General features: G+C 62.5%; 23 protein-coding genes and 2 pseudogenes. 18 read left to right on the plus strand and 7 right to left on the minus strand.

The annotated features are described in order from the left end of the window. Positions 1–298: 298 nt before the first annotated feature. Both ACF8K2_RS00800 and ACF8K2_RS00805 read right to left on the minus strand, forming a co-directional pair. Complete coding sequence (locus tag ACF8K2_RS00800) at positions 299–1,792, minus strand: CoA-acylating methylmalonate-semialdehyde dehydrogenase (protein WP_392463049.1); 1,494 nt, start codon at positions 1,790–1,792, stop codon at positions 299–301. 69 nt (positions 1,793–1,861) lie between these two features. Further along, positions 1,862–3,208: an aspartate aminotransferase family protein gene (locus ACF8K2_RS00805; protein WP_186555486.1), complete on the minus strand. Its 1,347-nt coding sequence runs from the start codon at positions 3,206–3,208 to the stop codon at positions 1,862–1,864. A 118-nt stretch (positions 3,209–3,326) separates the two neighbouring features. Between ACF8K2_RS00805 and ACF8K2_RS00810 the strand changes: the two genes are divergently transcribed. From ACF8K2_RS00810 to ACF8K2_RS00835, 6 genes are all read left to right on the plus strand, one after another. Next, entirely contained in the window at positions 3,327–4,244 is a 918-nt protein-coding gene (locus tag ACF8K2_RS00810) for a LysR family transcriptional regulator (protein WP_186555487.1), read from the plus strand. Positions 4,245–4,314: 70 nt separating this feature from the next. Then, a complete protein-coding gene (locus ACF8K2_RS00815; protein ID WP_186555488.1) occupies positions 4,315–4,977 on the plus strand; it encodes a TetR/AcrR family transcriptional regulator in 663 nt (220 codons plus the stop codon). A gap of 9 nt (positions 4,978–4,986) precedes the next feature. Then, the gene (locus ACF8K2_RS00820) at positions 4,987–5,571 is read left to right on the plus strand and encodes a YigZ family protein (RefSeq protein ID WP_186555489.1); all 585 of its coding nucleotides are present in this window, start codon (positions 4,987–4,989) and stop codon (positions 5,569–5,571) included. A 407-nt stretch (positions 5,572–5,978) separates the two neighbouring features. Further along, the gene (locus ACF8K2_RS00825) at positions 5,979–6,665 is read left to right on the plus strand and encodes an SDR family oxidoreductase (RefSeq protein ID WP_392463051.1); all 687 of its coding nucleotides are present in this window, start codon (positions 5,979–5,981) and stop codon (positions 6,663–6,665) included. A gap of 119 nt (positions 6,666–6,784) precedes the next feature. Further along, a complete protein-coding gene (locus ACF8K2_RS00830) occupies positions 6,785–8,140 on the plus strand; it encodes an 8-oxoguanine deaminase (protein WP_392463052.1) in 1,356 nt (451 codons plus the stop codon). An 83-nt stretch (positions 8,141–8,223) separates the two neighbouring features. Continuing rightward, complete coding sequence (locus tag ACF8K2_RS00835; RefSeq protein ID WP_392463054.1) at positions 8,224–9,171, plus strand: adenosine deaminase; 948 nt, start codon at positions 8,224–8,226, stop codon at positions 9,169–9,171. 29 nt (positions 9,172–9,200) lie between these two features. On the opposite strand, the gene ACF8K2_RS00840 is transcribed toward ACF8K2_RS00835, so the two are convergent. Beyond that, entirely contained in the window at positions 9,201–9,917 is a 717-nt protein-coding gene (locus ACF8K2_RS00840; protein ID WP_392463055.1) for an ArsR/SmtB family transcription factor, read from the minus strand. A 600-nt stretch (positions 9,918–10,517) separates the two neighbouring features. Here ACF8K2_RS00840 and ACF8K2_RS00845 point away from each other — a divergent pair. Further along, positions 10,518–10,715, plus strand: a complete 198-nt coding sequence (locus ACF8K2_RS00845) for a hypothetical protein (RefSeq protein WP_225915757.1) — start codon at positions 10,518–10,520, stop codon at positions 10,713–10,715. On the opposite strand, the gene ACF8K2_RS00850 is transcribed toward ACF8K2_RS00845, so the two are convergent. Next, the gene (locus tag ACF8K2_RS00850) at positions 10,666–11,847 is read right to left on the minus strand and encodes a multidrug effflux MFS transporter (protein ID WP_392463056.1); all 1,182 of its coding nucleotides are present in this window, start codon (positions 11,845–11,847) and stop codon (positions 10,666–10,668) included. The two genes, ACF8K2_RS00845 and ACF8K2_RS00850, sit on opposite strands and share 50 nt — an antisense overlap. Positions 11,848–11,953: 106 nt before the next feature. Then, entirely contained in the window at positions 11,954–12,151 is a 198-nt protein-coding gene (locus tag ACF8K2_RS00855; RefSeq protein ID WP_392463057.1) for a heavy-metal-associated domain-containing protein, read from the minus strand. Between the two features lie 146 nt (positions 12,152–12,297). On the opposite strand from ACF8K2_RS00855, the gene ACF8K2_RS00860 reads away from it, so the two are divergent. The 5 genes and pseudogenes from ACF8K2_RS00860 to ACF8K2_RS00880 form a co-directional block, all read left to right on the plus strand. Then, a complete protein-coding gene (locus ACF8K2_RS00860; RefSeq protein ID WP_186555495.1) occupies positions 12,298–12,684 on the plus strand; it encodes a hypothetical protein in 387 nt (128 codons plus the stop codon). Positions 12,685–12,737: 53 nt separating this feature from the next. Then, on the plus strand, positions 12,738–15,137 hold the full coding sequence (locus ACF8K2_RS00865; protein WP_392463058.1) for a heavy metal translocating P-type ATPase: 2,400 nt from the start codon (positions 12,738–12,740) through the stop codon (positions 15,135–15,137). Then, positions 15,134–15,538 (plus strand): Cu(I)-responsive transcriptional regulator, encoded by a 405-nt coding sequence (cueR, locus tag ACF8K2_RS00870; protein ID WP_186555497.1) that lies wholly within the window; start codon positions 15,134–15,136, stop codon positions 15,536–15,538. The genes ACF8K2_RS00865 and cueR overlap by 4 nt, the downstream gene beginning before the upstream one ends. Positions 15,539–15,891: 353 nt before the next feature. Further along, positions 15,892–16,824: pseudogene (locus ACF8K2_RS00875) on the plus strand (cache domain-containing protein); the annotation flags it as partial. A 261-nt stretch (positions 16,825–17,085) separates the two neighbouring features. After that, positions 17,086–17,682: pseudogene (locus ACF8K2_RS00880) on the plus strand (methyl-accepting chemotaxis protein); the annotation flags it as partial. Positions 17,683–17,685: 3 nt separating this feature from the next. On the opposite strand, the gene ACF8K2_RS00885 reads toward ACF8K2_RS00880, so the two are convergent. Together ACF8K2_RS00885 and ACF8K2_RS00890 are read right to left on the minus strand one after the other, a co-directional pair. Then, complete coding sequence (locus ACF8K2_RS00885) at positions 17,686–18,474, minus strand: AraC family transcriptional regulator (protein WP_392463059.1); 789 nt, start codon at positions 18,472–18,474, stop codon at positions 17,686–17,688. An 88-nt stretch (positions 18,475–18,562) separates the two neighbouring features. Beyond that, positions 18,563–19,840, minus strand: a complete 1,278-nt coding sequence (locus ACF8K2_RS00890; protein WP_186555500.1) for an acetyl-CoA C-acetyltransferase — start codon at positions 19,838–19,840, stop codon at positions 18,563–18,565. A 118-nt stretch (positions 19,841–19,958) separates the two neighbouring features. On the opposite strand from ACF8K2_RS00890, the gene ACF8K2_RS00895 reads away from it, so the two are divergent. From ACF8K2_RS00895 to ACF8K2_RS00920, 6 genes are all read left to right on the plus strand, one after another. After that, on the plus strand, positions 19,959–21,311 hold the full coding sequence (locus ACF8K2_RS00895) for a 3-oxoacyl-ACP reductase (protein WP_392463061.1): 1,353 nt from the start codon (positions 19,959–19,961) through the stop codon (positions 21,309–21,311). A gap of 2 nt (positions 21,312–21,313) precedes the next feature. Continuing rightward, positions 21,314–22,165 carry a MaoC family dehydratase gene (locus tag ACF8K2_RS00900; protein ID WP_392463063.1) on the plus strand — a complete coding sequence of 284 codons (852 nt, stop codon included), beginning with the start codon at positions 21,314–21,316 and terminating at the stop codon, positions 22,163–22,165. A gap of 74 nt (positions 22,166–22,239) precedes the next feature. Beyond that, the gene (locus tag ACF8K2_RS00905) at positions 22,240–22,545 is read left to right on the plus strand and encodes a MazG-like family protein (RefSeq protein ID WP_186555503.1); all 306 of its coding nucleotides are present in this window, start codon (positions 22,240–22,242) and stop codon (positions 22,543–22,545) included. After that, a complete protein-coding gene (locus tag ACF8K2_RS00910) occupies positions 22,542–23,291 on the plus strand; it encodes a methyltransferase domain-containing protein (protein WP_186555504.1) in 750 nt (249 codons plus the stop codon). The genes ACF8K2_RS00905 and ACF8K2_RS00910 overlap by 4 nt, the downstream gene beginning before the upstream one ends. A gap of 22 nt (positions 23,292–23,313) precedes the next feature. Continuing rightward, complete coding sequence (locus ACF8K2_RS00915) at positions 23,314–23,946, plus strand: DUF4136 domain-containing protein (protein WP_392463065.1); 633 nt, start codon at positions 23,314–23,316, stop codon at positions 23,944–23,946. A 19-nt stretch (positions 23,947–23,965) separates the two neighbouring features. Continuing rightward, positions 23,966–24,526 (plus strand): DUF4136 domain-containing protein, encoded by a 561-nt coding sequence (locus ACF8K2_RS00920; protein ID WP_186555506.1) that lies wholly within the window; start codon positions 23,966–23,968, stop codon positions 24,524–24,526. The last annotated feature ends 29 nt before the right edge of the window (positions 24,527–24,555 follow it).

The raw sequence follows: 24,555 nt of genomic DNA on the forward strand, positions 1-24,555 counted from the left end.
ACCGCTGCCGACCAGAAGATCGAAGCACCTCCAGTACTGCCTGGAACATCTAACTCGCTGATACTCAAGGAGTTTTCCGTTCCAACTACGCTGGAAGTGGGGCGCATTATAAGGGGATCTGAGAGGGCGTCAACCCTTAATTTCAATAAACCGTAATATTGTTGAAATTAGGGTCAGAATCGCGGCGCGGGCCTGCGCCTAAAGGTGCAGCAGGGTTAAACAGATAGCGGTGCTGCCGTTAGAGCTCTAAAAACAAAGCGGGGAGGCCTTTCGACCTCCCCGCTTCTACCCACCTCTATTAGAGGCTAGGGAAAGCGAACTGCGAGGCTTCATGGCTCTTGCGCTGTGGCCAGCGCTGAGTGATCGCCTTGCGACGGGTATAGAAGCGCACGCCATCCGGGCCGTAGGCATGCAGGTCGCCGAATAGCGAACGCTTCCAACCACCGAAGCTGTGATAGGCCACCGGTACCGGCAGCGGCACGTTGACGCCAACCATGCCCACTTCGATTTCGTCGCAGAACAGCCGCGCAGCCTCACCATCACGGGTAAAGATGCAGGTGCCGTTGCCATACTCGTGATCATTGATCAACTGCATGGCCTGCTCCAGGCTGTTGACGCGGACCACGCACAGCACAGGGCCGAAGATCTCTTCTTTATAGATGCGCATTTCAGGCGTGACGTTGTCGAACAGCGTCCCCCCTACAAAGTAGCCATCTTCATTCCCCGAAACCCGGTAGCCACGACCATCGACCACCAGCTTGGCACCGGCGGCAACGCCGTCATCTATATAGCCGACCACTTTGTCACGCGCAGCAGCGGTTACCAGTGGGCCCATGTCCAGGCCACAAGAGGTGCCGGCACCGATCTTCAGCGCCTTGATCTGCGGCTCAAGCTTGGCGATCAGCGCATCAGCGGCCTGATCACCCACGCACACCGCCACCGAAATGGCCATGCAACGCTCGCCACAGGAACCGTACGCAGCGCCCATCAGTGCACTGACGGCGTTGTCCAGGTCGGCGTCTGGCATCACCACGGCGTGGTTCTTGGCGCCGCCCAAGGCCTGCACGCGCTTGCCGCGCTTGGTGCCTTCGGCATAGATGTACTCGGCAATCGGGGTCGAGCCGACGAAACTCAGGGCTTTCACCTCTGGTGCCTCGATCAGCGCATCGACCGCTTCCTTGTCGCCATGCACCACATTGAGGATGCCTTTAGGCAGACCAGCCTCAAGCAACAGCTGGGCGATGTACAGGGTCGAGCTTGGATCGCGCTCCGATGGCTTGAGGATGAAGGCGTTACCGCAAGCGATCGCCAGCGGGTACATCCACAGCGGAACCATGGCCGGGAAGTTGAACGGGGTAATCCCGGCAACCACACCCAGCGGCTGGAAATCAGACCAGGCATCGATGTTCGGGCCGACGTTGCGGCTGTACTCGCCCTTGAGCACTTCAGGTGCCGCGCAGGCGAACTCAACGTTCTCAATTCCACGCTTGAGCTCACCCGCCGCGTCCTCGAGGGTCTTGCCGTGCTCTTCGCTGATCATCTGCGAGATCTTTTCCTCGTTCTGCTCAAGCAGTTGCTTGAAACGGAACATCACCTGGGCGCGCTTGGCCGGTGGCGTGTTCCGCCAGACCGGAAACGCCGCCTTGGCCGAATCGATGGCCTCTTGCACGGTAGCCCGGCTGGCCAACTCGACCTTGCGCACGGCCTGGCCGGTGGAAGGATTGAAGACATCGGCGGTGCGCTCGCCCTTGGTAACCAGCTCGCCATTGATCAGGTGCTGAACGATGCTCATGCATAACTCCAGAAACAATAAGGATGAAACAGGCGCGTCTGCGCGCGCCTGCCGTCGAAGTCGAAAAGATCAGTCGATCTGGTTCAGGGTCTCGCCCACCGCGTCGAACAAGCGATCGAGCTCTTGCGGCTGGGTGTTGAAGGTCGGCCCGAACTGCAGGGTGTCGCCGCCATAGCGGACATAGAAGCCTTTCTGCCACAGCTTCATCGCCACTTCATATGGACGGACGATGGCATCGCCATCGCGTGCGGCGATCTGGATCGCACCGGCCAGGCCGTAGTTACGGATGTCGACGATATTCTTGGTGCCCTTGACGCCATGCAACAGCTTCTCGAAGTGCGGCGCCAGCTCGGCGGCCGATTGCACCAGGTTTTCCTTCTGCAACAGGTCCAGCGCGGCAATGCCGGCAGCGCAGGCCACCGGGTGCGCGGAATAGGTGTAGCCATGGGGGAATTCCACGGCGTATTCCGGGGTCGGCTGGTTCATGAAGGTCTGGTAGATCTCGCTGGTCGCGATCACCGCGCCCATCGGAATCGCACCGTTGGTGACCTGCTTGGCGATGCACATCAAGTCCGGAGTCACACCGAACGCTTCGGCACCCGTCATGGCGCCCATGCGACCGAAACCGGTGATCACCTCGTCGAAGATCAGCAGGATGTTGTGCTGCGTGCAGATCTCGCGCAGCCGCTTCAGATAACCCTTCGGTGGCGGCAGTACGCCGGCCGAGCCTGCCAGCGGCTCGACGATCACGGCAGCGATGTTCGAGGCGTCATGCAGCTCGATCAGCTTGAGCATCTCGTCGGCCAGGGCAATACCGCCCTCCTCCGGCATGCCCTTGGAGTAGGCGTTGACCGGCAGCACGGTGTGCGGCAGGTGATCGACATCCAGCAACTGGCCGAACATCTTGCGGTTGCCATTGACGCCGCCCAGGCTGGTGCCGGCGATGTTCACCCCGTGATAGCCACGGGCACGGCCGATGATCTTGGTCTTGGTCGCCTGGCCCTTCAGGCGCCAGTAGGCACGCACCATCTTCAGCGCGGTGTCGGCACATTCGGAACCCGAGTTGGTGAAGAACACATGGTTCAGATCACCCGGGGTCAGCTCGGTGATTTTTTCTGCCAGCTGGAACGACAGCGGGTGGCCGAACTGGAACGCCGGCGAGTAGTCCAGCACGCCGACCTGGCGGGCGACTGCTTCGGTGATTTCCTTGCGGGTATGCCCGGCGCCGCAGGTCCACAGACCAGACAGGGCGTCGAAGATCTTGCGGCCCTTGTCGTCGACCAGGTAGCTGCCTTCGGCGGCCACGATCAACCGTGGGTCGCGCTGGAAGTTACGGTTGGCGGTGTACGGCATCCAGTGGGCGTCCAGCTTGAGCTGGCTGGCGATACCGGACGGCGCGGTTTCGGGCATGTTCATCGGCGGTTCCTCGGAAGACGATTAGGCAACGATGTGTGTTGTTGCAGCTAACTTGTCACGCGGATAAAGTCTAGAAAAGCCAACATTTCTAATCTTAAGTTAGCAGCGGACTAAACTAATGAGCCGACGCCCCGATCCCCTCGCCCAGGTCAGTGATTTCGACATCCGCCTGTTGAAGATCTACCGCAGCGTGGTCGAGTGCGGCGGTTTCTCGGCAGCAGAGAATGTCCTGGGCATCGGCCGTTCGGCGATCAGCCAGCAGATGAGCGACCTTGAGCAGCGCCTCGGCCTGCGCCTGTGCCAGCGCGGTCGCGCCGGCTTCTCGCTGACCGAGGAAGGCCGCGATGTCTACCATTCGGCCCTGCAACTGCTCAGCGCCATCGAAACCTTCCGCACCGAAGTCAATGGCCTGCACCAGCATCTGCGCGGTGAACTGAACATCGGCCTCACCGACAACCTGGTGACCCTGCCGCACATGCGCATCACCCATGCCTTGGCCGAACTCAAGGACCGCGGGCCGGACGTGCGTATCCAGATTCGCATGATCGCCCCAAGCCAGGTCGAACAAGGCGTGCTCGATGGCAGCCTGCATGTCGGCGTGGTGCCGCAGACCAGCCCTCTGTCGGGCCTGGAATACCAACCGCTGTATAGCGAGCGTTCGCTGCTGTACTGCGCGGTGGGCCACCCGCTGTTCTACGCCGATGACCAGAAGATCGACGACCAGCGCCTTAATAGCCAGGATGCCATCGCCCCAACCTTCCGCCTGCCGGCCGACATCCAGGCGCATTATCAGGCCCTGCACTGCACGGCGAGTGCCTCGGACCGCGAAGGCATGGCGTTTCTGATCCTGACCGGGCGCTTTATTGGCTACCTGCCCGACCACTACGCCAGTTTCTGGGTCCAGCAGGGGCGCCTGCGGGCACTCAAACCGTCCCAACGCCACTACGAGTTGAGCCTGAGTTGGGTAACGCGTAAAGGGCGCCGGCCAAATCTTGTATTGGAAAGTTTCCTGGAAAGCCTGGCGGCGACACGCTAATGCTTGTCACTTCGTCACAGGCAGGTAATCTGTCGGACATCCGTTTACTCCGACTGGCACGGAATCGTCCATGACCCTAGAAGTCCCTGCGCATCGCCTCTCCGCCTCGGGCAAGCCCGCTGGCCGCATTCGCCAGAAGAACGAACAGGCCATCATCCAGGCCGCCGAAGACGAGTTCGCCCGCCACGGCTTCAAGGGCACCAGCATGAACACCATCGCCTTGAAAGCCGGCTTGCCCAAGGCCAACCTGCATTATTACTTCACCAACAAGCTGGGCCTGTACATCGCGGTTTTGAGCAACATCATCGAATTGTGGGACAGCACCTTCAACGCCCTGAGCGTCGATGACGATCCAGGTCCGGCCTTGAGCCAGTACATCCGCACCAAGATGGAGTTCTCGCGCCGCAACCCTCAGGCCTCGCGAATCTTCGCGATGGAAGTGATCAGCGGCGGCGAATGCCTGAGCGAGTACTTCAGCGCCGACTACCGTGAGTGGTTCCGCGGCCGCGCCGCCGTGTTCCAAGCCTGGATCGACGCCGGCAAGATGGACCCAGTCGACCCGGTGCACCTGATCTTCCTGCTGTGGGGCAGTACCCAGCACTATGCCGACTTCTCCACGCAGATCTGCCAGGTTACCGGCCGAAGTCGCCTGACCAAGCAAGACATGGAAGATGCCAGCAACAACCTTATCCACATCATTCTCAAAGGCTGCGGCATTCACTCGCCTGCCTGACCCGGACTTATGCCTTCTACCCTGCTCGAGCTTTGCGAATTTCGTGAAGAGATCCGCAAGAGCCGTTTCATCACCCTCGCCGGCCCGATCAGCAGCGCCGCCGAGGCGATGAGCTTCATCGAACGCCACAGTGATCTGGCCGCGACTCATAACTGCTGGGCCTGGAAGCTGGGTGACCAGTACCGCAGCAGCGACGACGGCGAACCCGGCGGCACCGCTGGCCGGCCCATACTCGCGGCCATCGAAGCCCAGGACTGCGATCAGGTAGTGGTGTTGGTGATTCGTTGGTACGGCGGCATTCAACTGGGTACCGGCGGCCTGGCCCGAGCTTATGGCGGCGGGGCGAACAAATGCCTGCAACAGGCGCCCAAACGCTTGTTGGTGCAGCGCAGCGAGTATCGCTGCAGCTGCAGCTTCAGCGAACTTGCGCTACTCAAGTTGCGCTTGGCCGAAGTCGACGGGCTGGTACTCGATGAGCAGTTCACCGCCAATGGCGTAGATTTGCAGCTGGCGGTGGGCGCAGCGCATCTTGATGCACTGCAACGCCAGCTGGCCGACCTCAGTCGTGGACGGATCCTGCTGCAACCCTACTGAAGGGTTTGCCCACAACTACTGTGGGCCTGCCTGTGGATAAGCTTGGGGCACTCTCGTGCAAGCCACGAATCACAAGGCGTTCGAGCCATTGAGCATATTTTGATCACATTTTCATGACGGTCATGCAAATGACCATATTTCAGTTAGTTATCCCCAACCAGCAGGGCTTTCATCTCGTTAGGCCCCGCTAATTCACAGGCTTCGGCTTGCACACAAATACTGTGGAGGAGCCTGTGGATAACCCGTGAACCATCTGGCTTGGACCTGACGCCGTAAGCCTCGCGGCCAACTGTACATTTTTTAATCAGCCGTGCATCGGGAACAGCCACTGGGCAATGCACAGCAGCTACGCTGCGAATTCCGGTAACGGCCGCTAACACGCCCCCCTTTTTTGAAGGAGTATCGAAATGCCTGCAAACAAGACAGCCTTGATCATCGGCGCCTCGCGTGGCCTGGGCCTGGGTCTGGTGCAGCGCTTGCACGAAGATGGCTGGAACATCATCGCTACTGTGCGCGATGCGCAGAACCCCGGCGAGCTGGGCACTATTGCCGGGGTACAGATCGAAACCCTGGAAATGAACGACACCGAGCAGTTGGATGCGCTGCAACAGATCCTGCACGGCCAGGTGCTGGATCTGTTGTTCGTCAACGCCGGTGTGATGGGCCCGTTGCCGCAGGATCTGGAAGCGGTAAGCAGCCAGCAGATTGGCGATCTGTTCATGACCAATGCCGTGGCGCCGATCAGGGTCGCCCGGCGCCTGGCTGACCAGTTGCGCGAAGGCAGTGGCGTGCTGGCCTTCATGAGCTCGATCCTTGGCAGCGTGACCATTCCCGATGGCGGCGAGATCCCTTTGTACAAAGCCAGCAAGGCCGCGCTGAACTCGATGATCAACAGCTTCGTGGTCGAGCTGCAGCGTCCCGACCTCAGCGTGCTAGCCATGCACCCCGGTTGGGTGAAAACTGCCATGGGCGGCGAAAACGCCGAGATCGACGTGCTCACCAGCACCCGCGGCATGCTTGAGCAGATCAAGGCGCAGAGCGGTAATGGCGGACTGCACTTCATCAACTACAAAGGCGAAGCCCTCATCTGGTGAATTGAAAGCCGGCGGGGGAGGCAGTAGACTCAATGCCTCGCCCCACGGCGAACCTGGATCAGCAGACAGGGCAAAACTGAGCTGGCTTACCTGAACCCACTTTCAGAGGAGCCGGCACCATGCCTGCGACCCGTACCTGGTTGAAATCCCCCCTTGCCATCTTCACTGCCAACGACGCCGACGCGCGCGGCGGACTGGTCATCGAAGACGGCCGCATCACTCAACTTCTAGCCCTCGGCGAAAGCCCCAGCACGCCCTGCGATCAGGTTTTCGATGCCCGCGAGCACGTCATCCTGCCCGGCCTAATCAACACCCATCACCACTTCTACCAGACCCTGACCCGAGCCTGGGCGCCGGTGGTCAATCAACCCCTATTCCCCTGGCTGAAGACCCTGTACCCAGTGTGGGCGCGGCTGACCCCGGCCAAGCTGGAGCTGGCCAGCCAGGTCGCCTTGGCCGAATTGCTGCTGTCGGGCTGCACCACTGCGGCTGATCACCATTACCTGTTCCCTCAGGGCCTGGACAACGCCATCGACGTACAGGTCGAGGCAGTGCGCAAACTGGGCATGCGCGCCATGCTCACGCGCGGCTCGATGAGCCTGGGTGAGGACGACGGCGGCCTGCCACCACAACAGACGGTGCAACAGGGCGAAGTGATCCTGGCCGACAGCCAGCGACTTATCCACAGCTACCATGAGCGCGGCGATGGCGCGCAGATCCAAATCGCCCTGGCGCCCTGCTCGCCGTTCTCAGTCACTCCAGAAATCATGCGCGCCAGCGCCGTACTTGCCGAAGAACTGGACGTGCGCTTGCATACCCACCTGGCCGAAACCCTCGACGAAGAGGACTTCTGCCTGCAACGTTTTGGCCTGCGTACTGTGGATTACCTCGACAGCGTCGGCTGGCTCGGCCCGCGTACCTGGCTGGCTCATGGCATTCATTTCAACCCCGATGAAATCGCCCGCCTGGGCGCCGCCGGTACTGGTATTTGCCATTGCCCAAGTTCCAACATGCGCCTGGCATCCGGCATCTGCCCGACTGTCGACCTGGAAACCGCCGGAGCCCCAGTCGGCCTGGGGGTAGATGGCTCGGCCTCGAACGATGCCTCGAACATGATCCTTGAAGCGCGCCAGGCCCTGTACCTGCAGCGCTTGCGCTATGGCGCCGAACAGATCACCCCAGAGCGTGCACTGGGCTGGGCCACGCGCGGCTCGGCACGCCTGCTCGGACGCAGCGATATTGGCCAGCTGGCGGTAGGCAAGCAGGCCGACCTGGCCTTGTTCAAGCTTGACGAACTGCGCTTCTCCGGCAGCCACGACCCACTGTCGGCGCTGCTGCTGTGCGGCGCCGACCGCGCTGATCGGGTCATGGTTGGCGGCAATTGGCGGGTGATCGATGGGCAAATCGAAGGCTTGGATGTGCAAGGCCTGATCGCCAATCACCGACAGGCAGCGGCGCAACTGATCGCCGGTTGATGCTATAGGGCCAGGCTGGGCGCATTGCGCGGCCTGGCCCTGTAGAATGAGCGCCAACCGTTCCTGATTCGAGATTTGCATACATGTACGACTGGCTAAACGCCTTGCCCAAGGCGGAACTGCACATGCACCTGGAGGGCTCGTTGGAGCCTGAGCTGCTGTTCGCCCTGGCCGCACGCAACAAGATCGCCCTGCCGTGGGCAGATGTGGAAACCCTGCGCAGCGCATACGCGTTCAACAACCTGCAGGAATTCCTCGACCTGTACTACCAGGGCGCTGATGTCCTGCGTACCGAGCAGGATTTCTACGACCTGACCTGGGCCTACCTGCAACGCTGCAAAGCGCAGAACGTTATCCACACCGAGCCGTTCTTCGACCCGCAGACCCACACTGATCGAGGCATCCCGTTCGAAGTGGTCTTGACCGGCATTCGCCAGGCCCTCAAGGATGGTCGTGAGCAACTGGGCATCAGCAGCGGCCTGATCCTGAGTTTCTTGCGCCACCTCAGTGAAGAAGAGGCACAAAAGACCCTCGACCAGGCGCTGCCGTTTCGCGATGCCTTTATTGCCGTTGGCCTGGACAGCTCGGAAAAGGGCCATCCGCCGAGCAAGTTCCAGCGCGTCTTCGACCGCGCCCGCAGCGAAGGCTTCGTGGCGGTTGCCCACGCTGGCGAAGAAGGCCCGCCTGAGTACATCTGGGAAGCCCTGGATCTGCTGAAGATCAAGCGCATCGACCATGGCGTACGCGCCATCGAGGACGAACGCCTGATGCAGCGCATCATCGATGAGCAGATACCGCTGACCGTCTGCCCGCTGTCCAACACCAAGCTCTGCGTGTTCGACCACATGAGCCAACACAACATCCTCGATATGCTCGAGCGCGGTGTGAAAGTCACGGTCAACTCGGATGACCCGGCCTACTTTGGGGGCTATGTCACCGAAAACTTCCATGCACTTCACACCCACCTGGGCATGACCGAAGACCAAGCCCGCCGCCTGGCTCAGAACAGCCTGGATGCCCGGCTGCTCTGACGTATCCACGACAGCGCATTGCAGGCGGCCTAACCGACCTGCAATGTGGGCTGCAGTCGAGCGATACGGTTGATCTGCTGAATCCCCAATGGTGATATCTGCAGTGCCCTGGAGCCTTCCTGCTCCTGTATCCAGCCCGATTGCAGGAACAACTTCAGCAGTGCCTGCCCTAGACTGCCGCCTAAATGAGGCCCTTGGTCACTCCATTCATTGCAGTGGCACACGGTACAACTGCCCTGCTGTCGCTGCGCCAACGCTTCGATGTAGACGCCAAGGGCCGCCAGTTGCACGCGCCCTTCCTGACTCACCCGCAGTTGCTGGTCGTATCCTTCCAGCCAGCCGCAAGCGATCAACCGCTCGAGCAACTCAGCGGCCAACTCACCTCCCATATGATCTGAGCAACGTCTCGCCCGGCGCATCGACAGTGGTACCTGCAAGGGTTTGAACTGGCTGTTGCGCAACCGAAGATCATCCAGCCGCAGGCTGGCCAGGGCTTCAACCGCGGCCCCCACTTCCGGTGTGGCCAAGCGGAAGAATCGCTTGCGACCACGTGCCTCGTGCTTCAACAAGCCAGCCGAAGACAGCAAGGTAAGGTGCGCACAGGCTGATGAGGAGGTGACGCCGATCATCGATGCCAGTTCATCGGCAGGACGCGGCAAACCGTCGATCAGCGCCCACAACATGGCGCTGCGCTTGGGGTCGGCCATCAGGCCGGCTATCTGGCTGATACTACTCACTGCACTCATATCCCTGTAACTCCCTGGAAGATCACGTCTGATGGCGATGGCCAACCACGACAGCGCGGTTAACGCACCTGCCAAGGGCGCGCATCCAGAGGCTGTAGGCCAAATTTGGCGACGCTCACGCATGAGTAGCCAAGGCCCAGATGAGCCAAAGCAGTGCCGTTCCCTGGCGGGGAAGTATCTCTCGCTGCCGCTAGCGGCCGCAGCCAGTATAAGCCGCGCGTAGCCCTGCACATTTGCCTGCAATCGGCGACCAATAGCCGAAAATGCGTTGGGTATAGCGCCCCATAACAGGCGCCGATCAGGACCATGACGGCTAGCCAGTGACTGGGTTTGGCCAATACATCCATTAAATCAACGATGTACCTAGATCACCCGGTGCTGATGTCAGAAAACTCTGAAGACTGTACTGACAAGGAACTTCCCCAATTACGGCGCATAAATGAGAAGCATCCATTCGACCTCAGGGCTGCCCCAACTGGACATCCTCGATCGTAGAAGCTACGGCCACGACCGTCAGTCAGGACACCGCCTACAAGCCGTGGCGAGGCCGAGCAGCAGCGCTAAACTTGAGCCGCTCTCGATCTCTGGAGGTATGCCGCGATGAAGATTGTCGTCAGTGCGTCGAACCGTCAGCCCAATTGCCCCTGGCAAGTCCGGCTCGATCAGCATGTGGTGAGTTTTCGCAGTGAGGCTGAGGCGCGCGCGTTTGTCGCCACGCTGGAAACGCGCCTGCAGGCGCCCCACTCGTTTACACCCGATGTTTGGCCTGCAAGCGCCGAGTCAGCATCGCGACACTGACCACCAGCGCGCCGCACAGGCTGATTACCAGCGCCATCGGCACCGCGCTGCCATCGTGTAGTACGCCGACCAGCGCTGCCGCGCCTGCGGCCACGCTGAACTGCAGGCAGCCCATCAACGCCGAGGCACTGCCGGCACGCGCGCCCTGCCCACTCATGGCGCAGGCCGAAGCGTTGGGGATGATGCAGCCCAGGCTGGCGATACAAACGAACAATGGCACCAACAGCGGCCAAAGCTGAGCAGGACGCAACGCCGCAACGGCCAGCAACAGCAACCCCGCCGCCAGATACAGCCAGACCGCCCGTGCCAGCAAGAATGCCGGACCACGTTTGGCCAGCAGCCGCGCATTGACCTGTGCCATCAGGATGAAGCCGGCAGCGTTGGTGCCGAACAGCCATCCGTAATGCTCGGGCGGCACGCCATACAACTTGATGAATACGAAGGGCGAGCCGGCGATGTAGGCAAACATTCCGGCAATGGCGGTGCCACCGGTCAGTGCATGGCCGATGAAGACCCGATCCCGCAACAGACGCCAGTATTGGCGAAATGCGCCTGAGAGTGGCTGGCGTGGCATGTCCGCCGGAAAACTCTCCGGCAGCCCCAAGCTCACGGCCAACAGGCATGCGGCACTGAACAGGCTCAAAGCAAGGAAGATCGATTGCCACCCGGCCAGGTTGACCAGTACCCCACCCAGCATCGGCGCAAGAATCGGCGCCAGGCCCATGACCAACATCAGTTGCGAGAACACCTTGGCCGAAGCTACCGCATCACATTTGTCGCTGACGATCGCCCGCGACAACACCATGCCGGCGCAGCCGCCCAAGGCCTGGACGAAGCGCGCGACGATCAAGGTATCCAGATTCGGTGCATAGGCGCAGGCCAACGAGGCCAAGGTAAAGAGGGTGACGCCAAACAACAGTGGCTTGCGCCGGCCAAAGCGATCAGCCACCGGGCCATAGGCCAGCTGTCCAATGGACAAACCCAGGAAATAGGCCGCCAACGTGGTCTGGATATGTTGTTCGTCAGTCGCAAAAGCCTGCGCCATGGCCGGAAAGGCGGGCAGGTAGAAGTCAATCGCCAACGGCCCAAACGCACTGAGGGCGCCCAGGATCAGCACAAAACGCAGGTTCATCAGGAATCCATAGCAGGCTAAGCAAGTGCCTTAGTCTACCTGCACAACACCTCACCAGCATGAAAACCTTTGTAACAATAACGGCCGTCCCTGGCCCTCTCAGGCTTCAGGCAACTTCCGCCGGATAACCTTCATCGCGGATCGCCGCAAGAATCTGCTCAACCCCAACCTGGCTCTGCACACGCACCTGCTTGGCGGCCAAATCGACTTCTACCTTGGCCGCTGCATCCTGCCCCTGCACCGCCGCTGTCACTGCCTTTACGCAGTGGCCACAGGTCATGCCTTGCACATTGAATACTTGCATCGGGTCTGTCTCCTTATGGGTTTTGCGCAGTTTCAAGCTTGCCATCGGGACAAGGTCAAGTAGCCCGTGAATCAACCGGACTGGAAATCCGCGCGCAGCTCGGCCAAGCTGCGCCTTTGACGATTTTGCAAAGCAGGAGATTCACCATGATCAAGGCAGCATTGGGCCTTGTCGGACTAATGGGTGCACTGGCCGCCGTGCCCCAGGCCAGCGCCCAAGGCAACTCGGACTACAGCGTGCTGATCATTTCCCGAGAGCGCCTGGAAGTGGCCACCACCTGCGAGATCGGCGTCTACCTCAATGACCAACTGTCCGGGCGTCTGTTCCAAGAACAATCGACCTCGTTCAACCTGCCGCCAGGGCCTGTGGATATCCGCCTGCGCCTGTTGCCGGGTCAGGCACCGGGCTGCGCGCCGGGGCTGGAAAATCAGCACAGCCAGCGCCTGACCCTGCACGCCGGGCAGATCAGCAAATACCGCATTGCCATGGACCACAGTGGCCTGCATTTGAACAAGGCCAGTTTGGACTATTGACCTTGACCGTGTGGCAAGGTTGATGCTGAGGGCCTGTCCAAGGAGGAGAGCCCATGTCTGCATCCACCATCTTCGACCTGCCGATCTCCGGCATGACCTGTGCCAGCTGCGCCGGCCGAGTCGAGCGCGCCCTGCGCAAGGTCACCGGCGCCGAGCAGGTCAGCGTCAACCTCGCCACTGAACAGGCCCGGGTCCAGGCCCCGGCCGACAGCCTCCCGGTGCTGGTCGACGCCGTGCGTCAGGCTGGCTACGGCGTGCCCACCCGCAGCGTCGAACTGCAGATCGGCGGCATGACCTGCGCCAGCTGCGCCGGCCGCGTCGAACGGGCCTTGGGTAAAGTGCCTGGGGTCGAACAGATCAGCGTCAACCTGGCCAGCGAACGCGCGCATATTGAAGTGCTCAAGGCAGTCGATGACAGTGTGCTGATCGGCGCAATCGAGCAGGCCGGCTACAGCGCCGCGCTGCCCCAAGCCGCCCGGGGTGACCAGGCCGAAGCGCAGCGGCGTTTGCGCAAAGAACGCCTGGCAGTCGGCGCCGCCCTGATACTGGCGCTGCCGCTGGTGCTGCCGATGATCGTCCAGCCATTCGGCCTGCACTGGATGCTGCCGGCCTGGGCGCAGTTCCTGCTGGCCACCCCGGTGCAGTTCATCCTCGGCGCGCGCTTCTACGTGGCCGCCTGGAAAGCAGTGCGCGCCGGTGCCGGCAATATGGACCTGCTGGTCGCGCTGGGCACCAGTGCCGGTTATGGCCTGAGCCTGTATGAATGGGCCAGGGCCGAAGCGGGCGTCGAGCCACATCTGTATTTTGAAGCCTCGGCGGTGGTCATCGCCCTGGTATTGCTCGGCAAGTACCTCGAAAGCCGCGCCAAACGCCAGACCGCTAGCGCCATTCGTGCACTTGAAGCGCTACGGCCGGATCGTGCGCTGAGGGTGGTCGATGGCCTTGAGGAAGACGTGGCCATCAGCCAATTGCGCCTGGACGACCTGGTCCTGGTCAAGCCGGGTGAACGCTTCCCAGTCGATGGCGAAGTGCTCGAAGGCAGCAGCCACGCCGACGAAGCGTTGATCAGCGGCGAAAGCCTGCCCGTGCCCAAGCAGCCCGGCGACCACGTCACCGGCGGCGCCATCAACGGCGAAGGCCGGCTGTTGGTGCGGACCCTGGCCCTGGGCACGGAAACCGTACTGGCGCGCATCATTCGCCTGGTCGAAGATGCCCAGGCGGCCAAGGCGCCGATCCAGAAGCTGGTCGATCGGGTCAGCCAGGTGTTCGTCCCGGCAGTACTGGTGATCGCCCTGTTCACCCTGCTCGGCTGGTGGTGGGCGGGCGCACCGATCGAAACCGCGTTGATCAATGCCGTCGCCGTGCTGGTCATTGCCTGCCCTTGCGCACTCGGCTTGGCCACTCCGGCAGCGATCATGGCCGGCACCGGTGTCGCGGCCCGGCACGGCATCCTGATCAAGGACGCCGAGGCGCTGGAGCGCGCCCACGCCGTCAACCGGGTGGTGTTCGACAAGACTGGCACACTCACCTCCGGCAGCCCGCGGATCGTCCATAGCCAGGCTGGCGTGGGTGACAACGCCGACTTGCTGCGCCTGGCCGGCGCCCTGCAGCGCGGCAGCGAGCATCCGCTGGCCAAGGCGGTGCTGGATGCCTGCAGCGAGCAGGGCCTGATGGTGCCGCAAGTCAGCGACAGCCAGTCGCTGACCGGGCGCGGGATCGCCGGTCACGTGGAACATCGCCAACTGGCGCTGGGTAACCGCCGCCTGCTCGATGAAAGCGGGCTGCACGCGGGCGACCTGGCCAGCAAGGCGCAGGCCTGGGAGGCCGAAGGCCGCACCCTGTCGTGGCTCATCGAACAGGCCCCTAAACCCCAGGTGCTGGGGCTGTTCGCCTTCGGCGACAGCCTCAAGCCCGGCGCCGAATACGCCATTCGCGCCTTGCATGACAAAGGTATCAGCAGCCACTTGCTGACCGGCGACAACCGCGGCAGCGCCAAAGTGGTCGCCGAGGCACTGGGCATCGATGATGTGCACGCTGAAGTGCTGCCAGCCGACAAAGCCGCCACGGTCGGCCAGCTCAAGCGCGACGGCGTGGTCGCGATGGTCGGCGATGGCATCAACGACGCCCCGGCCCTGGCCGCCGCCGATATCGGCATCGCCATGGGCGGTGGCACCGATGTGGCCATGCAGGCGGCGGGCATCACCCTGATGCGCGGCGACCCTCGGCTGGTGCCAGCGGCGCTGGAAATCAGCCGCAAGACCTACGCGAAAATCCGTCAGAATCTGTTCTGGGCCTTCATCTACAACCTGATCGGCATTCCGCTGGCCGCCTTTGGTCTGCTCAATCCGGTACTGGCCGGCGCGGCCATGGCGCTGTCGAGTGTCAGCGTAGTGAGCAATGCCCTGTGGCTGAAGACCTGGAAACCTAGCGACGACCAGCAGGAGGCGCCATGAACATCGGCCAGGCAGCCCGCCGCAGTGGGCTGAGTACCAAGATGATTCGCTACTACGAGTCGATTGGCTTGCTCAAGCCGGCTCAGCGCAGCGACAGCGGCTATCGACTGTACCAGCAAGAAGATTTGCACAGCCTGGCCTTCATCAAACGCTCCCGCGACCTGGGGTTCTCGCTCGATGAGGTGGCGAAACTGCTCACCCTGTGGCAGGACCGGCAACGCGCCAGCGCCGACGTCAAGGCGCTGGCCACCGAGCATATCCAGGCCCTGAACCAGCGGATCGAAGAGTTGGTGAGCCTGCGCGATACCTTGAGCGAGCTGGTCGCCCACTGCCAGGGCGACGACCGGCCGGACTGTCCGATCCTCAAGGATCTGGCCAATGGCAAAAGCTGTTGCCACTGACGTGTATAGGGGTCGCTTCGCGGCCCCAACACCGCACAGCCTGATTTTGGTATGCCATATTAGCCCCGACACGACCGAATAGTCACCAAACCCGCCCTCGCCCAATAAATACGGGCTTTTTTCTACAACAATCCCGAATCCTGCCGATGCCCTAGTACCTGCCTCATGCATCGACAAGAAAAATTCCGGGAGCGTGGATGAACATCAAGCAAAAACTGACCTGGGCCTTTGCCGTTATCGCCGGCTTGCCCATCGTCCTCGTGGCCACCCTGGTGGTCCTCAACCTGCGCGGTGAAGCTCGCGACGATTTTCTCGACAACAGCAGCCGAGAGATTCGTCAGGTCAGCAACGCGATGAACATCTTCTTCCAGGGCATCACCCAAAACGTCGAGTATCTCGCCGCTCAGCCGTTGATCGCCGAGGCAGACGGCAACGTGAAAAAACACCTCGCCGCCGACGCCGCACAAATTGCCCCCAATGACCAGGACAAGACGCTGTTCGACTTCTTCAGCCGCCTGGCCAAGAGTCACCCCGACTACGCCTATGTCTCCTATGGCCTGGCAGACGGCGGCTACGCCTTCTGGCCTGGCGATCCGAAAATGGCCAACTACGACCCGCGCACCCGCCCGTGGTACCAGACCGCCATGGCCAACCCCGGCAAGACCCTGCGCACCGCGCCCTACTACTGGGCCGGCGATGATGCCGTGCTGGTCAGCACCGTACGCGCGGTGGCCAACCAGTTGGGTAACCCAGGCGGTGTGGTCAACATCGACGTGTCGCTCAAAGGCCTGACCGAAATCGTCAAACAGATCAAGCTAGGCGAAAGCGGCTACCTGATCCTGATGGAAAACAGCGGCAACGTGATGGTCGACCCGCGTGACGCCAGCCACAATTTCAAGCAGCTGGCGAGCTTTGGCGATGGCTATGTCGACTTGGCCAAGGCAGGCAAAGGCCTGGTGGAAGTAACGCTCAACGGTGAGCGCTACATGGCCAACGTCTACCCTGACGAGCAACTGGGCTGGACCTTCATCGGCCTGATCCAGCAAGACGAAGTGATGCAAACCACCACCCGCCTGACCTGGCTGATCGGCATCATCGCCCTGGTGCTGGCCGCGGTGTTCGCCATCGTCGGCGCTGCATTCGCCAAACTCATCGTGCGCCCGATCAACAGCGTCACCAGCGGCCTGGAAGACATCGCCCAGGGCGAAGGCGACCTGACCCGCAGCCTGGAAATCCGCGGCCGTGATGAAACCGCGCAACTGGCCAGCTGGTTCAACCAGTTCCTCGGCGCCATCCGCAGTCTGATCCAGCATATCGGCTCAGCCGCCGGCAAGATCCTCAGTACCTCGAGCCGCTCGACCCAGGTGTCGGCCGATATGTCCGAAGCCGCCGGACGTCAGCGCGAAGCCGTGGATATGGTCTCGACTGCTTTCCACGAAATGGTCGCCACCGCCAACGAAGTGGCCCGCTCGTGCAGCCAGGCCGCACAATCGGCCGACAGCGGCCAGCAGCAAGCCCGTGAAGGCCAGCAGCAGATCGACGCCGCAGTGCAAAGCGTCGACCGTCTGAGCCAGGAAATCGAGCAATCGGCGCAGTCGATCCAGCAACTGGAACGCGACAGCAATGCCATCCAGTCGATCCTCGGCACCATCCGTTCGATCGCCGAGCAGACCAACCTGCTCGCCCTCAACGCGGCCATCGAAGCCGCCCGCGCCGGCGAGCAAGGCCGTGGCTTTGCCGTGGTCGCCGATGAAGTCCGGGCCCTGGCCAAGCGCACTGCCGACTCCACCGCCGAGATCGACGGCCTGCTCGGCAACCTGGCCAGCCGCACCGCTGAAGTCGCCCAGCAGATGCACGCCAGCCTGGATGTCTCGCAGCAGTCGGTCAGCCGCATTGGCCTGGCCCGCGACAGCTTCGGCCAAATCCGCGAATCGGTGGACATCATCCGCGACATGAACACCCAGATCGCCACGGCCGCCGAAGAGCAACACCAGGTCGCCGAAGACATCAATCGCCATATCAGCCAGATCCACGGGGATGCGCAGCTGGTAGCAGAGCTTGCCCATGCGGCGCGCCAGGACTCGGAAAGCCTGGCCGGCCTGTCCAATGAGCTCGATACCCTGGTGCGGCGTTTCCGCACCTAAACGCTACAGCCGCAGCTCTCCGGGCGTGAAACCGAAGAGCTGCTTGAATGCGGCGATGTAGGCTGAGGTCGAGTCATAACCACAGCCCAGCGCCGCTTCAGTGACGTTCTCGCCCGACTGCAGCAGGGCCAGCGACGACAGCAGGCGCATGCGTTGGCGCCAGCTGCGAAAACTCAGGCCCGTTTCACGTTGGAACAGGCGCATCAGGGTCTTTTCCGAGCAACCCAGTTCGAGCGCCCATTGTTGCAGGGTCTGCGGCAGGTCGGGCGCGGCAATCAGCCCGTTGCACAGCTTCAGCAGCCCGGGATGACGCGGCAGCGGCAAGGAAAACCCCACCTCCGGCAGCGCTTGCAGCTGGTCAAGCAGCACGGCCACCAAACGCGCCTCGGCGCTGTCGCCTTCCGGGTATTCCACCGGCAACAGGCAAAACTGCTTGATCAGCTCACGCGCCAGCGGGGTTACCTCAAGCACTCGGCAATGATCTGGCGCCCATGGGCAAGCGTCGCGCCGCACGTACAGGCTGCGCATTTCGGCCTGCATCGAGCTGGCGACGTCATGCTCGGTATCAGCAGGGATCCATACGCCCCACTGCGGCGGCGCGAAATAACTGCCGTCGCTGGTGTAAATACCGAGCACGCCGCTGATCGCGTAGGAGAACTGCACCCAGTCGTGGCGATGGCGGGTCGTCCAGGAGCCTGCGCCGAGGCTTTCGGCGCGGGCATAGACTGGCCTGGGTAACTGCTCCAGATTCGGAATGGGTCGGGGCGCAGAAAGTTGTCCGGTGCTCGGCATGACCTGATCTTGTAGTTGTGATCAGACAAGCGTATCAGGTTTGCCAGGGTGTCAGTCCCGGCCTCATCGCGGGGCAAGCCGGCGCCTCTCAGCGCTCCACGATCGCCGTAACCCCCTGCCCACCCGCCGCACAAATCGAAATCAGCCCGCGCCCCTTGCCCGCGCTAGCCAACAGCTTGGCCATATTGGCCAATACCCGCCCGCCAGTAGCGGCAAACGGATGCCCGGCGGCCAACGAACTGCCCTTCACATTGAGTTTGCTGCGATCGATCGAGCCCAGCGGCGCAGCCAGACCCAACCGCGTGCGGCAGAACGCTTCATCTTCCCAAGCCTTGAGGGTACACAGCACCTGCGCGGCAAATGCCTCATGAATTTCGTAGTAGTCAAAGTCCTGCAGGCTCAGGCCATTGCGCGCCAGCAGGCGTGGCACCGCATACGCCGGGGCCATCAGCAGCCCCTCTTGGCCTTTGACGAAATCCACGGCTGCGGTCTCGCCATCGACCAGATAGGCCAGCACCGACAACCCCTGCTGCTCGGCCCACTGCTCGCTACCGAGCAACACCAGCGAAGCGCCATCGGTCAGCGGCGTCGAGTTGCCTGGCGTCAGGGTGCCCAGACCGCTGCGATCGAACGACGGCTTGAGCTTGGCCAACTGTTCCAGCGTGAGATCCGTGCGCAGATTGTTATCCCGGCTCAGGCCCGAGTACGGGGTGAGCAGGTCATCGTGCCAGCCCTCGGCGAAGGACGCGGCCAGGTTCTGATGGCTGAGCAAAGCCAACTCATCCTGCGCCGCCCGCTCGATCTGCCAAGTCTGCGCCATACGCTCGCAATGCTCGCCCATCGACAGCCCGGTACGCGGCTCGCCGTTGCGCGGCAGTTCAGGTTTCAGGTGACCGGGTCGCAACTTTAAAAACGGTTTCAGCCGCTCGCCCAGGCTCTTGCCGCGATTGGCCTGCAACAAGATACGCCGCAAGCCTTCGTTAACCCCGATTGGCGCATCGGAGGTGGTGTCGACGCCGCCTGCGATGCCGCTGTCGATCTGCCCCAAGGCGATCTTGTTAGCCACCAGCAAGGCGGCCTCCAGACCAGTGCCACACGCCTGCTGGATGTCATAGGCAGGGGTTTGCGCGGACAAGCGCGAACCCAGCACGCACTCTCGAGTCAGGTTCATGTCTCGCGAGGCTTTGAGCACAGCGCCTGCGACCACTTCGCCCAAACGCAGGCCATGCAGGCGATAGCGTTCGATCAGGCCTTCGAGGGCGGCAGTCAGCATCGCCTGGTTACTGGCGTTGGCATAGGCGCCGTTGGAACGGGCGAAGGGAATTCGGTTGCCACCCAGGATCGCGACCCGGCGAGGTGAACGCATGTGTAGGTTCCTCCTGAAACAATTTGATCCGTACAGCCTAGGTCTTTTTAAAGCATTCGAACGACCGTTACATAAACTTGGTCCACACTTGCATGCTTGCCTTCAGGGAGACCCGCACATGAGTGATCGCTATCTCGGCTTTGCCAACTCCAACCTCGGCCGCCGCCTGGTCGACGCTCTGGGCTTGCCGCACCCGGCACCGCTGGAGCGCTGGCAGGCAGGCCGGCTGCGCCCGGTAGAGGGCGCCCTGGTGCTGGGCGGCGGGCCTTTGGCGAACCAGCTCGAAGCCATTGCCCCGCGCCTGACCGATGAGCTCTACAGCTTTGCCGGCAACGACTTGCAAGCACCGGCCTGGGTCGCAGGGCTTGGACCGAAGCTCAAGGCGGTGGTGTTCGATGCCAGTCACTTGTCCGACAGCGACCAGCTCAGCCAGTTGCGAGAATTTTTCCAGCCGCTGCTGCGCAGTCTGGCCCCCTGCGCCCACGTGGTGATTCTTGGTCGCGCACCCGAGCGCATCGAAGACCCGCTGGCCAGCGTCGCCCAACGCGCGTTGGAAGGTTTCAGCCGCTCATTGGGCAAAGAGCTGCGCAACGGCGCTACCGCGCAGCTGCTGTATGTCAGCCCGCAGGCTGAGGATCAACTCGAAGGCGCCCTGCGTTTCTTCCTTTCGCCTAAAAGCGCGTTTGTTTCCGGCCAGGTGCTGCGTTTGGAAGCCTGCGCCAGCCAGGTCCAGGACTGGACCCGACCGCTGGCGGGACGGCGGGCGCTGGTGACCGGTGCCGCTCGCGGCATCGGCGCCTCTATCGCCGAAACCCTGGCCCGAGATGGCGCCGATGTGGTGCTGCTCGACGTTCCCCAGGCGCAGAAGGACCTTGATGGGCTCGCCGCCCGCTTGGGCGGCCGGGCACTGGCGCTGGATATCTGCGCCAATGATGCTGCTGCACAATTGATCAAAGCCCTGCCCGACGGCATCGACATCGTTGTGCACAACGCCGGCATCACTCGCGACAAAACCCTGGCCAACATGACGCCCGAATATTGGGACGCAGTCATGGCAGTCAATCTCAAGGCGCCGCAGGTTCTGACTCAGGCACTGTTTGACGCAGGTACTCTGGGCGAGCAGGCTCGCATCACCCTGCTGGCTTCGGTCAGCGGCATCGCCGGCAATCGTGGCCAGGCCAACTATGCGGCGAGCAAGGCCGGCCTGATCGGCTTCGCCCAGGCCTGGGCGCCAAAGCTGGCTGAGCGCGGCGCCAGCATCAACGCCGTGGCCCCAGGTTTTATCGAGACGCACATGACCGCCGCCATGCCCATGGGCTTGCGCGAGGCTGGCAGGCGTCTGAGCTCGCTGGGCCAGGGAGGTCGCCCACAGGATGTCGCCGAGGCGATCGCCTGGCTTAGCCAACCCGGCTCCGGTGCCGTCAATGGCCAGGTCCTGCGGGTGTGTGGCCAGGCCTTGATGGGAGCCTGACCATGACACGCCAATGGCACGACCTGCACAGCCCCGACTCAAGCGCCAGCCTCTACCTGCGCGCCGCCAGCAAGCGCAAGATCAGCGGCGCCAGCCTCCCCGAGCAAGGCCTGCGCTGCTTCCTGCGCGTCAATCCCGAGCATGTGGCGGCGTATCGACGGCTTTGTCATTTCGCCGACGACGGCCGCCTGCCCGGCACTTATCCCCATGTCATGGCATTCACCCTGCAACTGCAGTTGCTCACCGGCCGTGACTTCCCCTTCCCGCTCCTCGGCCTGGTTCACCTGCACAACAGCATTCAGGTCTTGCGCCCGCTGGGCGGCATCGATGGGCTGCGCTTTGCGGTATATGCCGACAACCTGCAAGCGCATGGCAAAGGCGGCACCTTCGACCTGATCACCGAAGCGGAAGACGGCCTCGGCCTGCTCTGGCGCGAGACCAGCCGCATGCTGGTGCGAGGTTTGAAGCTGGACGGCGGGGCCAGCGAAGACGTCGAGGTCGAGCCCGGCAACTTGGCCGAAGCCACCCGCTGGTATGCCGACAGCGACATTGGCCGGCGCTACGCCAAGGTCTGTGGCGACTACAACCCGATTCACCTCAGCGCACCCAGCGCACGGCTGTTTGGTTTTCCCAAGGCGATTGCCCATGGCATGTGGAGCAAGGCCATGAGCCTGGCCGCCTTGGGTGGGCATCTGCCGCGTGCAGGGTTTGAGTTCGCCGTCGACTTCCGCAAACCGGTGCGCTTACCGTCGGAAGTGATCCTCAGCGCCAGCCCTGCCGGACCTGAAGGCGAGCTGCGCCTGGACGGGCATGGCGAGTTGCTGCACATGGTCGGCCACTGGCGTTCGCTCTGAGCGTAGCCGCACATGTAGTTCACTTGCTTTACGCCGGGGCTCGTCCGAAGCTATGCGCCATGAGGAGAGCCCCGATGAACTTGCAAGAACTGACAGAACGCCTGCACCAGATCCGCGACAATAACGACTGGCGCGGTTTTCACAGCCCGAAGAACCTGGCCATGGCGGCCAGCGTGGAAATGGCCGAGCTGGTGGAAATCTTCCAATGGCTGAGCGAGGACCAGTCGCGCCAGCTGCCGCCGGAACAACTCGCCCATGCCGGCCAGGAGGTCGGCGACATCGTCCTTTACCTGTTGCTGCTGTGCAGTGAGCTGGGGCTGGACATGGAGCAGGTGGTACGCGCCAAGCTGGCCGACAGCGAAAGGCGCTTCGCCGTATGAACGACCGTCACTTCGATCAACTGGCGACCCGCTTCGCCGAGAAAATCTACGGCGGCGCCAAAGGCGCGATTCGCCTGGCGGTGCTCCAGGCAGACCTCGCTGAAGCCTTGCCGGATCGTCCGCTGCGCATTCTCGATATCGGCGCGGGCCTCGGTCACATGGCCCTGTGGCTGGCCCAGCGCGGCCATCAGCTGACCCTCGCCGAGCCGGCCGCACCCATGCTCGACGGTGCCCGAGCGCGTTTTGCCGAAGCCGGCCAGCAAGCGACCTTCATTCAAGCGCCCTGGCAGGATTTGCTCGGCCAACTGACCGAGCCCTATGACCTAGTGCTGTGCCACGCCGTACTGGAGTGGCTCGCCGAGCCCGAGAGCATCCTGCCGGTCCTGCATCAGTTGACCGCGCCAAGCGGCTGGCTGTCACTGGCGTTCTACAACCGCGATGCGCTGGTGTATCGCAATCTGCTCAAAGGCCATTTCCGCAAGTTGCGCAGCAATCACCTGGCGGGTGAGAAGCAGAGCCTGACCCCGCAAAAACCGCTTGATCCGCGTGAACTCAAGGCGCAACTTGAACCCATGTGGACGGTCGAAAGCGAAAGTGGGGTCAGGGTGTTCCACGACTACATGCCCAAGGAATTCCAGGCCAAGGCCGAGCTGCTCGACCTGTTGGAAATGGAACTGGCCCACCGCCGTCATCCAAGCTTCGCCGGGCTGGGCCGCTACCTGCACTGGATCTGCCGACCACGCTGACCCTGCCCGCCGGGAGGACTACATGCCGTATCGTCTGCTGTGCCTGGCCCTGCTTCCCCTTGCCCTGGCTGGCTGCCAGGGCAGCAACCCTTATGTCGCCAGCGGCCGCCCGATCCCGCCTGCACCGGCCCAGGCAGCCAGCACCTTCGATAGCAGCGCTTACCCAGCGCCGCCTCGCGACTACGGCCGCTATCGCAGCTGGAGCTGGCGCAACGGCCAGTTGCCCAGCGGCAGCGCCAATGCCGATCCGGCGCAGTTGGCCGACGCGATAAGCGGCGCGCTCGACCAGCACGGGCTTCGCCCTGCGCGCGATAACGGCGCAGACCTGCTGGTAAGCGCTGACCTGCGCCTGGAGCGACGCCTGCGCCAAGTGCGCGATTATGACTACGACCCCTACTATGGCCCCTACCCCTACGGCAGCGTCGGTTACGGCGGCTACCGCAATGGTTACGGCGCCTATGGCAGCGTGCCGATCGTGCGCACCTATGAAGTCGAGGTGATGGTCGTGCGTATCGACCTGTTCGATGCGCGCAACGGCCAACCGGTGTGGAGTGCCAGTGCCGAAAGCGGCAGCGACAAGGACTCACCCCGCGATCGCGAGAGCGCCCTGCGCGAGTCGGTGCACAAGGCCCTCAGCGGCTATCCTCCCAGTTAACGCTTAACGGAGAACCATCATGTTGCGCCGTCTCGTTGTGCTGTCATTCGCGCTGCTGCTTGCCGCCTGCTCAAGCAACAACGTTCAGCAGGATTTCGACGCCAGTCGCGATTTCGCCGGTTATCGCAGCTGGACCTGGCAGGAACCTGGATTGCAGTACCGCCCGGACGACCCGCGGATCAAGAGCGACCTCACCGAGCAACGCATTCGCCAAGCCGTGGCCGGCCAACTCGACCAGCGCGGCCTACGCCCGGTACAAGGCAATGCCCAGGCCGACGTCAACGTGCGCGCCTACCTGATCGTCGAGCAGCGCCAGCAGCAGATCACCACCAACTACGGCGGCGGCTGGGGAGGTTACTGGGGCGGCTACTGGGGTGGGCCGATGTACAACGAAACCCGCAGCGTCGACTACAAGGTGGCCACCATCCAGGTCGACATGTTCGATAGCCGCGACGGCAAACTGGTCTGGCGCGGCAGTGCCGAGCAGATCATGAACAACTACCCGCCCAGCCCACAGGAGCGTAATGCGGCCATCCAGAAAACCGTCGCCCAGGTGCTGAGCCAGTACCCACCGCACTGAAGCGCAATCAAGGCAACTTGCCATCATCT

The organism is Pseudomonas sp. xss_2, from assembly GCF_043104195.1.
GTDB classification, from domain to species: Bacteria; Pseudomonadota; Gammaproteobacteria; order Pseudomonadales; family Pseudomonadaceae; genus Aquipseudomonas; species Aquipseudomonas urmiensis.